Annotated in this window: 13 protein-coding genes; 1 reads left to right on the top strand and 12 read right to left on the bottom strand. The window is 60.5% G+C overall.

Annotation, left to right across the window (positions count from 1 at the left end):
- Position 1: 1 nt before the first annotated feature.
- The 8 genes from AB4Z19_RS09295 to AB4Z19_RS09260 form a co-directional block, all read right to left on the bottom strand.
- Positions 2-748 carry a flagellar motor protein gene (locus AB4Z19_RS09295; RefSeq protein ID WP_442022177.1) on the bottom strand — a complete coding sequence of 249 codons (747 nt, stop codon included), beginning with the start codon at positions 746-748 and terminating at the stop codon, positions 2-4.
- Positions 730-1,461 carry an RNA polymerase sigma factor FliA gene (locus AB4Z19_RS09290; protein WP_442022175.1) on the bottom strand — a complete coding sequence of 244 codons (732 nt, stop codon included), beginning with the start codon at positions 1,459-1,461 and terminating at the stop codon, positions 730-732. Before AB4Z19_RS09290 ends, AB4Z19_RS09295 begins: the two co-directional genes overlap by 19 nt.
- A gap of 22 nt (positions 1,462-1,483) precedes the next feature.
- Positions 1,484-2,302 (bottom strand): MinD/ParA family ATP-binding protein, encoded by an 819-nt coding sequence (locus tag AB4Z19_RS09285; protein ID WP_442022173.1) that lies wholly within the window; start codon positions 2,300-2,302, stop codon positions 1,484-1,486.
- Positions 2,295-3,710 carry a flagellar biosynthesis protein FlhF gene (gene flhF, locus AB4Z19_RS09280; RefSeq protein WP_442022171.1) on the bottom strand — a complete coding sequence of 472 codons (1,416 nt, stop codon included), beginning with the start codon at positions 3,708-3,710 and terminating at the stop codon, positions 2,295-2,297. The genes AB4Z19_RS09285 and flhF overlap by 8 nt, the downstream gene beginning before the upstream one ends.
- Before the next feature lie 278 nt (positions 3,711-3,988).
- Positions 3,989-6,115 (bottom strand): flagellar biosynthesis protein FlhA, encoded by a 2,127-nt coding sequence (flhA, locus tag AB4Z19_RS09275; protein ID WP_442035079.1) that lies wholly within the window; start codon positions 6,113-6,115, stop codon positions 3,989-3,991.
- A gap of 2 nt (positions 6,116-6,117) precedes the next feature.
- The gene (gene flhB / locus AB4Z19_RS09270) at positions 6,118-7,275 is read right to left on the bottom strand and encodes a flagellar biosynthesis protein FlhB (RefSeq protein ID WP_442035078.1); all 1,158 of its coding nucleotides are present in this window, start codon (positions 7,273-7,275) and stop codon (positions 6,118-6,120) included.
- Between the two features lie 88 nt (positions 7,276-7,363).
- Positions 7,364-8,401 (bottom strand): fumarylacetoacetate hydrolase family protein, encoded by a 1,038-nt coding sequence (locus AB4Z19_RS09265; protein WP_442035076.1) that lies wholly within the window; start codon positions 8,399-8,401, stop codon positions 7,364-7,366.
- Between the two features lie 3 nt (positions 8,402-8,404).
- Positions 8,405-9,121 carry a pseudouridine synthase gene (locus AB4Z19_RS09260; RefSeq protein WP_442035074.1) on the bottom strand — a complete coding sequence of 239 codons (717 nt, stop codon included), beginning with the start codon at positions 9,119-9,121 and terminating at the stop codon, positions 8,405-8,407.
- Positions 9,122-9,251: 130 nt separating this feature from the next.
- Here AB4Z19_RS09260 and AB4Z19_RS09255 point away from each other — a divergent pair, with 130 nt between their 5' ends.
- Positions 9,252-9,548 carry a hypothetical protein gene (locus AB4Z19_RS09255; RefSeq protein WP_442029753.1) on the top strand — a complete coding sequence of 99 codons (297 nt, stop codon included), beginning with the start codon at positions 9,252-9,254 and terminating at the stop codon, positions 9,546-9,548.
- A gap of 131 nt (positions 9,549-9,679) precedes the next feature.
- On the opposite strand, the gene AB4Z19_RS09250 is transcribed toward AB4Z19_RS09255, so the two are convergent.
- The 4 genes from AB4Z19_RS09250 to rluC are packed head-to-tail and all read right to left on the bottom strand — an operon-like array spanning position 9,680 to position 12,757.
- Positions 9,680-10,690, bottom strand: a complete 1,011-nt coding sequence (locus tag AB4Z19_RS09250; RefSeq protein WP_442029751.1) for a S49 family peptidase — start codon at positions 10,688-10,690, stop codon at positions 9,680-9,682.
- Positions 10,691-10,711: 21 nt separating this feature from the next.
- Positions 10,712-11,083 carry a Rieske (2Fe-2S) protein gene (locus tag AB4Z19_RS09245; protein WP_442035072.1) on the bottom strand — a complete coding sequence of 124 codons (372 nt, stop codon included), beginning with the start codon at positions 11,081-11,083 and terminating at the stop codon, positions 10,712-10,714.
- Complete coding sequence (locus AB4Z19_RS09240) at positions 11,080-11,739, bottom strand: HAD-IIIA family hydrolase (RefSeq protein WP_442028500.1); 660 nt, start codon at positions 11,737-11,739, stop codon at positions 11,080-11,082. Before AB4Z19_RS09240 ends, AB4Z19_RS09245 begins: the two co-directional genes overlap by 4 nt.
- Before the next feature lie 10 nt (positions 11,740-11,749).
- Positions 11,750-12,757, bottom strand: a complete 1,008-nt coding sequence (rluC, locus tag AB4Z19_RS09235) for a 23S rRNA pseudouridine(955/2504/2580) synthase RluC (protein ID WP_442028502.1) — start codon at positions 12,755-12,757, stop codon at positions 11,750-11,752.
- Between the last annotated feature and the right edge of the window lie 550 nt (positions 12,758-13,307).

Below are 13,307 nucleotides of genomic sequence, written 5' to 3'. Positions count from 1 at the left end.
CTCAGTGCTCCCGCATCAGCGTGGCGATGCGCTCGTCGATCACACGCGTGAAGTCACCGGTGGCGATATCGTAGAACACCGCGGCGGCAAGCTCCTGCTGGTAGACCTGGCGCGTGACGATGTTTTTCAGCTTGTTCGCGATCGGATAGAAGAACAGATTGGCCAGGCCCACGCCATAAATGGTGGACACGAAAGCCACCGCGATGCCGGAACCGAGCTTGCTCGGATCGGTGAGGTTTTCCATCACGTGAATCAGACCCAGCACCGCGCCCAGGATGCCGATGGTCGGCGAATACCCAGCCGCCGATTCCCAGATGCGCACAGCCTGGCGTTCGGCCGTTTCGAAGGCGGTGATTTCCATGTCCAGCATTTGCCGCATTTTGTCCGGCTGGATGCCGTCCACGATCATACGCAGACCCTTGGCGATGAATTTGTCTTTGGAGGCGAGCATGTAGCGCTCCAGCGCCAGCAAGCCGTCGCGGCGTGCGGCCAGGCTCCAGGAATTGATGTCGCGCGCCAGCGCGGCGCGGTTATCGGCGGGCGGCTGAAAAATCCAGCGCAGCATCGATAGGCCGCGGCGCAAAGTGGGCAGGCGCGTTTGCAGCATCACCGCGCCAAACGTACCGATAACGACAATGGCAAACGCCGCCGGCTGAAGCAGGGAAGTGAGTTTGCCGCCTTCCAGCCCCTGGCCAACGAGAATGCCGGCAAGCGCCAGCAGTACGCCGGCTATGCTGGACCAGTCCATGCCTGCTCCCGGAGTGATGCACGCAGGCGGGCCACGGCCTGGGTGTGCAATTGCGAGACCCGCGATTCGGATACACCCATCACGGCCCCGATTTCCTTCAGGTTCAGCTCTTCTTCGTAATACAGGCCCATTAACATTTTCTCGCGCGGCGGCAAGGCATCGATGGCATCGATCACCGCTTGGCGGAAATCGGTATCGAGCAGCGCGCGCAGAGGATCGGCTTCCTCGTCATGTGCGTATCGGTCGAGGAAGGAATCATTGCCATCCTCGTCGTGGAAATCTTCGTAATACACCAGCTGGTGGCCGCCGCCTTCGGACAGCATTTCCTGGTAATCGGACAGCGACAGCTTGAGCGACTTCGCCACTTCCGATTCGCTGGGCGGACGGCCCAGGCGCTGCTGCAGCACGGCCATCGCATTTTCAATCTTGCGCATATCCTGGCGCAGCGAGCGCGGCATCCAGTCAGAGGAGCGCAGCTCGTCCAGCATGGCTCCGCGGATGCGCATCACCGCATAGGTTTCAAACTGGGCGCCGTGGGTTTCTTCGTAGCGGTTGATAGCATCGAGCAAGCCGATCATCCCGGCCTGTACCAGGTCATCCACTTCCACACTCGGGGGCAACTTGGCCTTCATGTGGTGGGCAAGCCGCTTAACCAACGGCATGTGCTCCGTCAGCAAAGAGTCTTTGTCTACTTTCCCTTTGACCGTGTACATAAAATTCTAGTTGTTGTAATGCTCAAAAATGGTTGCTGCTCCCCGCAAAGTGTGATGCCGAGCCAGCCAGCGCAAAGCGTCCGGCCAGTTGACGGAACGCGACCGAAGCACCGGCCAGCGGAAACGCATCGACCACCGCGCGCCCTAAGCGTGCTGCACGATGCAGGTACTCGTCGGCTGGAACGGAACCCATGGAAACCAGGTTCACTGCCAGGTAACGGCTTGCCGCCTGCGCCATATTATCGTAAACCACCCTCGCCTCGGCTTCCGAAGCCCCGGTAACGAGAATTCCGAACGGGCGGCGGCCCAGTTCGTGGTTCAGGCGCTTGATCATCAGATAAGCATTCTTGATGGAAGCCGCGCTGTTGGAAACTTGCACGACAATTTCCGAGCTGGCCATGACTGGCACGGGGAAAGCTTCGCCATCGAACTCGCCATCGACCAGGGTGATGCCGGTCTGCTTGACGAGCACGTCGAAAGCCTTGGCCAGGCGGCGGCCTTCGTCGGGACCGCGGCGCTGTTCGCCGCGCGTCATTTGCACCACATTAAATCCTTGCGGCGCAGCGTGAATCACCTGGTTCAGGCCGCACTGCTGGCGCGCCACATTGATCAGACTGGCGCCGCCATCGACACCCAGGCGCGACGCCACACCGTGCGCGCTGGCACAGGCATCGACCAGCAGCACATCATTGCCGGCCTGGGCCAGCGAGGCGCCCAGGTTAACCATCATCATGCCCTTGTCGTCCTGCGGCGTGGCGGACAGGAAGGTCACGATACGGGGCCGCGGCCCCGCCAGCATGCGGCGCAGGCCTTCTGCCTGGTCGAAATCGAAATTAGCCAAGGTGCACCTCGCGCAGGGAAGCATCATGGCCGGCATTGGCCATTACCAGAGGCAGATCGGCGTCAACGAACTGCGGCTTGGCGCCGCTGAAGGCACGCTCGATCAGGGCAGCCGGGTCGGCCAGGTGCAGGTCTTCCGGCACGCGCTGGCCGTTGGACACGTAGAACAGATTCAGCTTGTGGCGGATCACCACATCCAGCGCGGAGCCGATGGACGCGGCTTCATCGAGCTTGGTGATGATGGAACCAGCCAGGCCGCTGCCCTGGTAAGCGCGTACGACCTCGGACAAAGTCTCTTGCGTGGACGTGGCGTTCAGGCACAGCAGGCGCTTCACATTCGCTTCCGCGCCTTGCAGCATGGCGACCTGCTCTTCCACCATATGATCGCGCTGGCTGACGCCGACGGTGTCGATCAGTACGGTGTGCTTCTTGGTCAGTTCCTTCAGAGCGATGCGCAGGTCGGCTTCGTCCTTCACCGAATGCACCATCACGCCGAGGATCTTGCCGTAAATGCGCAGCTGCTCGTGGGCGCCGATACGATAAGCATCGGTGGTGATCAGGGCCAGCTTTTCCGGACCGTGGCGCATCACGCAGCGCGCGGCCAGCTTGGCGGTGGTGGTGGTCTTGCCGACACCGGTCGGGCCAACCAGGGCGAACACGCCGCCCTGCTCGATCAGCGCATCTTCGTTCGCCATGGCATTCAGGTTGCGCGCCAGGACGTTGCGCATCCAGCGCTGGGCATCGACACCGGCCGGCAACTTTTCAGTCAGGTAGCGCGACAGCTGGGCGGAGAAGCCAGCCGACAGCAGCTCGCGCAGCACGGCATTCTTGTGCGGCTCGCGCTGCTGGCCGTTGCTGAAGGCGATCTCGGCCAGTTGGGATTCCATCATGCCGCGCATGGCGCGCAACTCGCTCATCATGGTGCTCATTTCAGCGGCGGCGGTGGCTTTCGCTCCGGCGACGGCGTCGGCGACCATGGCGGTGATGCGGTCCATGTCGATGGCGGGAGCTGGGGCCGGTGCGGCCGCACGCGGCGGCATTGGGCGGGCTGGTGCTGGTGGACGCGGGGCCGGTGTGCGCGGCGCGGCTGGTGCCGTTTCGCGGGCTACGGTCGGCGCCGGACGCGGCGTCGCGCGCACGGCTGGCGCTTCCGGTTCCGGCGGCAGCATCGGCTCGACGCGCTCGTCGATTGCAGGCGGCGCCAGATCCAGTTGCGGCTGCGGTGCAGCCATTGGGGAATCTGCAGCGGGCATGGCCAGCGAGGCGGCATCGTCATTGGCCAGAGCCAGAATCTCCACCGCGCCATCGACGGGACGGTTGGAAAGGATCACAGCATCCGGCCCGAGGGCCTCGCGCACTTTGCGCAGCGCCTCGCGCGAGGTCGGCGCGGTGAATTTCTTGACGTTCATTGCAACTCCTGCAGTCTTTCACTCTGATGGTGAAATTATTGACGATGCACTGGAGAAACCATCGAACGAAAAGACCCCGAAAATCCCCCCTTATCCCAAAACCTTGGGGTCAGATCCGACATTCGGACATTTTCCTATTCCCCTATGGCGCAAGGGTCCAGAATAGCTCGACCATGCGTGGGTTCGCCCATCAAATTTACCAGCCGTAGCGGGCACGGGCCGCTCTGAGAGCAGCCCGATTCAAAAAATGTCCGAATGTCGGATCTGACCCCTGGGTGTTATTGGGCGCCGACGAGGGAGGTGACGCGGATGGTTTTGGTTTCCGGGATTTCGGCGTGCGACAGCACTTTCAGCTGCGGCAGTGCGCGGCGCAGGAAGCGGGCGAGCAAGGGACGCAAAGGTCCCGGCACCAGCAGCACCGGCGTCACGCCCAGCGCTTCCTGCTGCGCCGTCGCTTGCGCGGCTTGCTGCGCGATGGTGTCGGCTAGCCCTGGTTCGATGCCCGCGACGTCGCCGCCACCTGCCGACAACGCCTGCATCAGCAAACGTTCCAGACGATTGTCCAGGGTCATCACAGAAAGCTCTCCCCCCTGCGGGAACAGCTGCTGCACAATGGCCCGGCCCAGCGCAATACGCGATTGCGCGGTCAGCTCGTTCGGGTCCTGCGTCAGCGGCGTGAATTCGGCCAGCGTTTCGATGATGGTGCGCATGTCGCGAATGTGCACGCCTTCCGACAGCAGATTCTGCAGCACCTTCTGCAGCGCGGACAGCGACAGCATCTTCGGCACCAGATCTTCCACCAGCTTCGGCGATTCCTTGCCCAGATGATCCAGCAGCGACTGCACTTCCGCGCGGCCCAGCAGTTCAGCCGCATGCGTCGTGATCAGGTGATTCAGATGCGTTGCGACCACGGTGCCCGCATCGACTACGGTATAGCCCATGCCGGTCGCCTGATCGCGCAAGCCTGCGTCGATCCACACGGCCGGCAAACCAAAGGCCGGATCAGTCGTGGCCAAACCCGGCAGCGTACCGCTGGCCATACCCGGATTAATTGCCAGGAACTGGCCATTGAAGGCCTCGCCCGCGCCCACTTCCACGCCTTTCAGCGTGATGCGGTAAGCCGATGGCTTCAACTCCAGGTTGTCGCGGATGTGCACCGGCGGCGGCAGGAAGCCCACTTCCTGCGCGAATTTTTTACGGATGCCTTTGATGCGCTTCAGCAGCTCACCACCCTGATTCTTGTCCACCAGCGGAATCAGGCGATAGCCCACTTCCAGGCCGAGGGTATCCACGGCCAGCACGTCCTGCCAGCTGGCTTCTTCCTGTTCCGGCGCGGCTGCCGCAGCGGCGCCGCCCGCGGCAGCACCGCCTGCGGCCTGCGCTTCCGGCGTACCGCCCATTTCAACGCGCTCTTTCGCGCGCTTGGACATCAGGTACGCAGAGCCACCCAGCAAGCCTGCCAGCAGCAGGAACACCAGGTTCGGCATGCCAGGGATCAGGCCCATGCCGCCGATGATGCCGGCCGTGATGTACAGCACTTGCGGCTTGGCGAACAGCTGCCCGATCACCTGGGTGCCGATGTCTGATTCGCTCGCCACGCGCGACACCACAATACCCGCCGCAATCGAAATCACCAGCGATGGAATCTGCGCCACCAAGCCGTCACCAATCGCCAGCAGCGTGTAGTTTTTCAGCGCGTCGGCAAAGGCCATATCGTGCTGGATCAGGCCCACCAGCAGGCCGCCGACCACGTTGATAACGGTGACCATGATGCCGGCCACTGCGTCACCACGCACGTACTTGGACGCACCGTCCATCGCGCCGTAGAACTCCGCTTCCTGTGCCACTTCGCTACGGCGCGCGCGCGCTTCCTTCTCGCCGATCAGGCCTGCGTTCAGGTCGGCGTCAATCGCCATCTGCTTACCTGGCATTGCGTCCAGAGCGAAACGTGCACCCACTTCAGCGATACGGCCCGCGCCCTTGGTCACGACCACGAAGTTGATGATGGTCAGGATCACGAACACCACGATACCGACGGTGTAGTTCCCGCCGATCAGGAAGTGGCCGAAGGCTTCAATCACTTTACCGGCAGCGTCGGCGCCGGTATGGCCCTGGGTCAGCACCACGCGGGTAGATGCCACGTTCAACGACAAACGCAGCATGGTGGACACCAGCAGCACGGTCGGGAAAGCCATGAAGTCCAGCGGCTTGACCGTATAAAGACTGGTCAGCAGCACGATGATGGACAGCGCGATGTTAAAGCTGAAGAACAGGTCGAGGACGAAGGCCGGCAGCGGCAAAATCATCATCGCCAGCAGCATGATGATCAGGATAGGCGCGGCCAGGCTCTTGGCATTGCCACCGGCCATTCCACTCATCCATGCGGGAAGCTTCACGCTGTTCATGCTTATACTCCGTTGTTATCTGGTTTCTTTGGTGCTGCCGGGTCCATGTCTTCCGGCACATCGAGCTTGGTCGGACGGTCCGGATAGCGCAGGCCCGGACGGAACGCGCGCAACTGGTACACATAGGCCAGCACTTCCGCCACCGCGGCGTACAGGCGCTGCGGAATCTCGTCGCCGATCTCGGTATGCTTGTGCAGCGCACGCGCCAGCGGTGGTGCTTCCAGGATCGCAACGCGGTGCTCTTTCGCCAGCTCGCGGATCTTGGCCGCGACTTCATCCGTACCTTTTGCGACGACGCGCGGCGCCCCCGCTTCGCCCGCGCCGTATTTCAGCGCGACCGCGTAGTGGGTCGGGTTGGTCACCACCACGTCGGCGGTCGGCACTTCGGCCATCATGCGGCGCTTGGCCATCTCGCGCTGCAACTGGCGGATTTTGCCCTTGATCTGAGGGTTACCGTCCGATTCCTTGGATTCCTGGATCAGCTCCTGGCGCGTCATCTTCAGCTTGTTCGCGTAGTGCCACATCTGGTACGGCGCATCGATGGCAGCAATGAAACCCAGCGCGCCGACGATGAACAGGAAGCTCATCGCCAACATGTCCATCACGTGGGCGCTGCTGGAATTCAGCGGCTCGTTGGCCAGGCCCAGCACCGCTTCCTTCTGGCGCATGATGACGAACCAGGCCACGGCGCCAACCACCAGGGCCTTGATAATGGCTTTGACCAGCTCCACCAGAGAGTTGGTCGAGAACATATTGCCGATGCCCGTGATCGGGTTCAGCTTCATGAAATTGGGGGTGATGGCTTTGCCGCTGAACAACCAGCCGCCCACCAGCAGCGGCGATGCCAGAGCCACGACCATCACGGCCACGCCCAGCGGCAGGCAGGCGATCAGCACCTGCACCAGGTCGACCGCCACACGGTGGATCAGCACGTCGGCATCGAAAGCCTGGTCGCGCGTCATCTGCAGGCCGGACACCATGGTGTGGCTCAGCTCACGCACCAGACTGGAACCCGTCATCCACAGACCAGCGCCCGCCGCCATCAGCACGGTAAACGTCGCGACTTCGCGTGATCGGGGAACGTCGCCTTCTTCTCGCGCCTGCTCGAGGCGCCTCGGTGACGCGGGTTCTGTCTTTTCGGCTTCGCTTTCTTCAGCCATGTACCGCTCCTGTTATCGACCATGCCATTATCAGGGCGGTGGCGCCACGGCCATCTATGGAAAAAGGGCGGAAATCCGCCCCTTTTCATTATTGCTCAGTGGAAATTTCAGCCTTGGACTCGGGTTCCGGTTTCGGTTTTGGACGTCCATGCTGCTGCACGGTCTGGTCGATGGCGCCGAAAATCGACTTGCCGTCGGCGTCCAGCATCTCGATTTTGATGGTGTCGCCGAAGGACATGAAGCCAGTCGCCGGCTTGCCATCGGCGATGGTTTCCAGGCAGCGCTTTTCGGCGATGCAGGAATAGCCTTTCTTCGCATCCTTGTTGGACACGGTGCCGGAGCCGACGATGGTGCCGGCGCGGGCATTGCGGGTTTTGACCAGGTGGCTGATCAGCTGGGCGAAGTTGAAGACCATGTCCACGCCCGCGTTCGGCTGGCCAACCAGTTTGCCGTTCCAGATCGAGCGCAGCGGCAGGTGGACTTTGGCATCCTTCCAGGCTTCACCCAGTTCGTCCGGCGTGACGGCTACCGGCGAGAAGCTGGAAGCCGGTTTGGACTGGAAAAAGCCGAAGCCCTTGGCCAGCTCTTCCGGAATCAGATTGCGCAGCGAGACATCATTCACCAGCATCAGCAGGCGGATTTGCTGGAAAGCCTGATCGGGCGTGGCGCCCATCGGCACGTCGTCCGTGATCACAGCCACTTCCGCCTCAAAGTCGATGCCCCACTCTTCGTGCTTCAGCTCGATGTCGTCGGCCGGGCCGATGAAATCGTCGCTGCCGCCCTGGTACATCAGCGGATCTTCCCAGAACGAAGCCGGCATTTCCGCATTGCGCGCCTTGCGCACCAGCTCGACGTGGTTGACGTAGGCCGAGCCATCGGCCCACTGGAAGGCGCGCGGCAGTGGCGCCATGCAGTTCTTCGGATCGAAGTCGAAGCTGCGGCGGGCCTTGCCTTCGTTCAGCGCGCGGTAGAGTTCGTCAAGCTGGGGCGCAATGAAGGACCAGTCGTCCAGCGCGCGCTGCATCGATCGCGCGACACCGTCCGCCACCACTGCCGTTTTCAGATCACGCGAGACGACGATCAATTGACCGTCGCGGGTACCGTCTTTGAGGGTTGCGAGTTTCATGTGTCAGATAGAGGCTAACAGGCCAAGTTGTTCGGGAGAGAGGTAGCACCACTCGCCTTCTTTCAGGCCGAGCGCATCCAGCTGCAGGCCGCCAATGGCGGAGCGGTGCAGCGTCGCGCAATGGTTGCCGGCGGCAGCGAGCATGCGCTTAACCTGGTGGTATTTGCCTTGTTCCAGCACGATCTCCAGCTGATTTTCGCCCTTCTTTTCGCAAATCAGTGCCGCCAGCGGGGCCGGTTCGTCGTGCAGCTGGACGCCGCTCAGCATCTGCTGCACCAGCTCGTCGGTCACGGGGGTATCGGTGGTGGCTTGATAAACCTTGGGAACGTGGCGCTTCGGCGACGATTGTGCGTGTATAAAGGGGCCATCGTCGGACATCAGCAGCATGCCTGTCGTGTCATGATCAAGCCGACCGACCGGCTGCACCTCGCGCCAGGTGAACTGCTCCGGCAGCAAGGTCAGCACGCCGGGATGATGGCTCGGCTTGCGCGAGCATTCGTAGTCGGCCGGTTTGTACAACGCGATGTAGACGTGCTCGCGGTAGACCCACTCCTCTTCGAAAACGTGGAGAACCAGGCCTTCCGTTTCGAAAGTAGTCTTGTAATTGTCCTGCACTTCGCCATTGATGACGACATCGCCATCTTCAATCAGCGCACGGCAGTATTTGCGCGTCCCGAAGCCTTGCGACTGCAGGATGCGATCAAGGGAAAGTTTACTCATGGGGCGGGATTTTACCGGATTTTAAGCGGGATCAAGCTCGGACATTGATACAGATCAAGGGATGTCTAAGACATATTGATACACTGAAATCACGTTAGGAATTTGCTGAACGTAAATAGGAAGAAACGCCATGAAGCTTTCGATAAGCCGCAGCACTTTGGCACGCACCCACTCCGCTTCCCTGCAAATGCGGCTGGCCCTGGCACGCTGGCACGGCGGCGCCAGCGCCATGCCGCAAAATGAATGGCAGTCGACGGTTCAATGCGGATTTCAGAAATGGCTGGAAGCGGGGGGATTTTCCGGCATGGCGCCAGCATCTCCACAGACGAAAACAGCGGCCAAGGGCCGCCGTTCTCTTGCCTCACAAAGAGACAGTGACGAGGAATTTCAATTCACTCTAATCCGCATCCATGATGCGGCTGAGTAGTCTTTACCCAAGTTCAAGTTGTGAAGCCCTCCCTTGAATGAACTACATCGTTACTATAGTCCACCTCGGGGAATATACAAGCCTTAATAAAAGCAGTTTGCCAACGTTTCCTGCTGAGCAGCTCTGCTGTATTAATGCAGTGCCGGCTTGACGGATTCGACCGCCGCCTTCATGGCGCCGGCCCCCATCGCTGCGCCAAATTTCTTCAGCACGCGCTCAGGCAGACCTTCATGCTGGGTGTAGTCGATGACGTCTTCGGCCTTCACCACATCACGCGCCACGCTGTCCACGCTACCAAGGTCATCGGCCAAGCCCATGTCGATCGCCTTGGCGCCAGTCCAGAACAGGCCGGAGAACATTTCCGGCGTTTCGTGCAGGCGCTTGCCACGGCCAGCGCGGACCACTTCGATGAACTGCTCGTGGATCTCTTTCAGCATGGTTTGCGCATGCTGCTTGTGCTTTTCCGATTGCGGGCTGAACGGATCGAGGAAGCCCTTGTTTTCACCTGCGGTCAGCAAGCGGCGCTCGACGCCCAGCTTCTCCATGGTGCCCGTAAAGCCGAAGCCATCCATCAGCACGCCGATGGAACCGATGATGCTGGCCTTGTTGACGTAAATGCGGTCGGCTGCCGAAGCGATGTAATAGCCGCCGGACGCGCAGATCTCATCCACCACTACATATAGAGGTTTGTTCGGATAGCCTTTGCGCAGGCGGCGGATTTCATCCACGATCATGCCCGCCTGGACCGGACTGCCGCCCGGGCTGTTGATGTGCAGGACCACAGCCACGGAACCCGCATCCGCGAAGGCTTTGTTCAGTGCCGGAATCACCACCGTTGCCGAACCGCTGCCTTCTGCTTCGATATTGCCCTCAATTTCGATCAACGCCGTGTGACGGCCCAGCGATTCCGAATCGCCGCCTAAATGAATATCGAAATAGCTGGCAATCGCAAAGAACACGATCACCAGCACGAACACTTTGAAGAAAATGCTCCAGCGGCGGTTGGCGCGCTGTTCCTTCAGCGTGGCAAACACCAGCTTTTCGAGCACTTCGCGCTCCCAGTTGATGGGAGGCGTGCCGGGCGGCTGTTGCGCCGGCTGAGGCGGTGGTGGCGGCGGAGTCTGGTTCAGGTTGTCGCTCATAATCCTTGCTTTCTTGGCGCGTCAGGCGCGCGCCGGCTGGACGTAATCGTCCGGTTGCCAGTAAATATTCTGGTCGCGCTCGGTCACTGCGATGGGACGCAGGCGCCCGCCGCGGCATGGCCCACCGGCGCATTGTCCGTTATCGGGCAGGTAAATCGCACCGTGCGTGGAGCACATGATATAGAGCTTGGATGATTCGAAGAATTCCCCTTCGGCCCAGTCCAGCTCGATTGGCACATGAGCGCAGCGGTTCAGATAGGCGTAGGCCGTGCCGCCATAGCGCACGACGAAACCGGTGGTGTCCTCGCCGCCGGCGGTGACGGGAAAGCGCACGCCCTTGCCGCCGTCCGTTATGGCGTCCGACGCACAGATCAGGATTTCTTCACTCATCATGCATTCTCGTTGAGCCACTCATGCAGCTGCGGCACCGAGCGGGCGCTGAACACGGGATTGCAGGCTTGCAGCTGATCCACCGGATGGGCGCCATATTCGACGGCGATGCCAGCAGATCCTGCATTTTGCGCCATCATCAAATCATGCGTCGTATCGCCGATCATGACCGTGCGCTTCAGATCCTGACCCAGTTCGCGGGTCAGTTCTTGCAGCATGGCAGGATGCGGCTTGGAAAAAGTCTCATCCGCGCAGCGCGTGGCGTCAAAGGTGGACAGCAAACCTGCGGCATTCAGCGAGCGGTTCAGACCAACCCGGCTCTTGCCGGTGGCCACGGCCAGGAAATAGCCCTGCTGGGACAGTTCCTGCAGCATCTCATGCACGCCATCGAACAGGGTCAGCTCGTGATCCTTGCTCAGATAGTGATAGCGATAGCGCTCCACCATGCGTGGATAATATTTCGGATCGACGTCCGGCAACACGAGCTGTAGCGCCTCGCCCAGGCCCAGCCCGATCACATGCGAGGCTGACTCCCGGCTCGGAATGGGCAGGCCCAGATCCTTGGCCGACGCCTGGATGCACTTCACGATGGTCGCCGTGCTATCCATCAGTGTGCCGTCCCAATCGAAAACGATCAGGTCAAATTGCTTTCTTGCCATTTTCTTGTGCTCAATTCAACGGTTTACCCAAGCTTACCAAGAATTTTTCGCATTCGGCGGCCAAAGGTGCGTTAAGTGTCATCACCTTGCCGGTTTCCGGGTGGGTAAACGTAATTTGATGGGCGTGCAGGAACATGCGTTTTAGTGCGCCGCGGGCGTCGGTGGCTTTTTGCAGCGCCTTGTTCAGCGCAAAATCGCCGTATTTGTCGTCACCTGCAATCGGGAAGCCCGACGATGCAAGATGAACGCGAATCTGGTGGGTGCGTCCGGTTTTCAGCTCGGCTTCCAAGAGGGCAAATTCCGGAAATTTTTTCAGCAAGGTAAATACCGTATGCGAAGCCTGGCCATCCGCTTGCACGCGGACGCGGCGCTCGCCATCCGCCAGCGTATATTTATGCAATGCCAACTTTACGTGCTGACGCTTGTTTTTCCAGTCGCCTACGCACAGAGTCAGGTAGCGCTTGTCGGTCAGGCCGTCACGCATCTGGTCGTGCAGGCTGGTCAGGGCCGACCGTTTCTTGGCGAGCAACAACAGACCGGAGGTTTCACGGTCCAGACGGTGTACCAGTTCCAGGAATTTGGCATCCGGCCGGGAAGCGCGCAGCTGTTCGATCACGCCAAACGACACGCCGGAGCCGCCGTGCACGGCCACGCCGGCCGGCTTATCGACCACAAGCAGGTGGGCATCTTCATAAATAATCGGGAATTCGGCGGCCGGAACAGTAGACTCTTGTTTTTCAGCAACACGAACCGGCGGAATCCGCACCACGTCGCCCTCGTTCAGGCGATAAAGCTGGTCGATGCGGCCTTTGTTAACCCGCACTTCGCCCGAGCGAAGGATGCGGTAAATATGACTCTTGGGCACGCCTTTGCAAACACGCAACAGATAGTTGTCGATACGCTGACCGGCCTCTTCTTCAGTAATTGTCACGAATTGTGCTTGCGGCAGGACCTGTGTGTGGGTTGCCGGGGCTTTCTTTTCTCCGGTCTTCCCAGAAAATCTCTCTAAGTCCTTCATTTTGAATATATAATCGTTTTGCCGCGGTTTATAGCTGCTGCACGTGTAAGAATAAAAGTACATTTTACACAGGGGCAGATCCACTGGCCTCGCCTAAATCGCAAATTCAGTGGAAAAAACGTATACGCACATTCGTGCGCCGGTCAGGGTGACGACCATTGTTGTCATCGGGCAGAGCGCTCGGGTGCAGAATTAGACTGGCTGGATTGTTAGGATAAGTCCGGTGAGCAGAGATGACAGTCGTTTGCTCGCTGGTTGATGAAGCTGATAACGCTTGCCGTTTTCGCCATGGCACCACACAAGATGCCCTGGCTCGACGATGTGCGCACGCCTGAACGCTCTCCCGCCTCCCGAAAGATCGGGCCGCCGGAGCACGCTGCGGGCAGTGCGCAGACTCGGCATGACGATCGGACTTCATGCGCCCAATGCGGTGGCAGCGCCAAAACGCGCAGCTGCGCCGCATGCAGAGGCATTTTCCCCACAGCCTCCTTAATTCACGCGTATATCCTTGTACTGCGCCGCCTCCCACGAGGCGGCTTTGACATGGCCC

This window comes from Pseudoduganella sp. RAF19 (genome assembly GCF_052114165.1).
Taxonomy (GTDB): Bacteria; Pseudomonadota; Gammaproteobacteria; order Burkholderiales; family Burkholderiaceae_D; genus Rugamonas.
The sequence above is the reverse complement of the archived record's forward strand: the minus strand, read 5'-3'. Positions and strand labels throughout refer to the sequence as shown.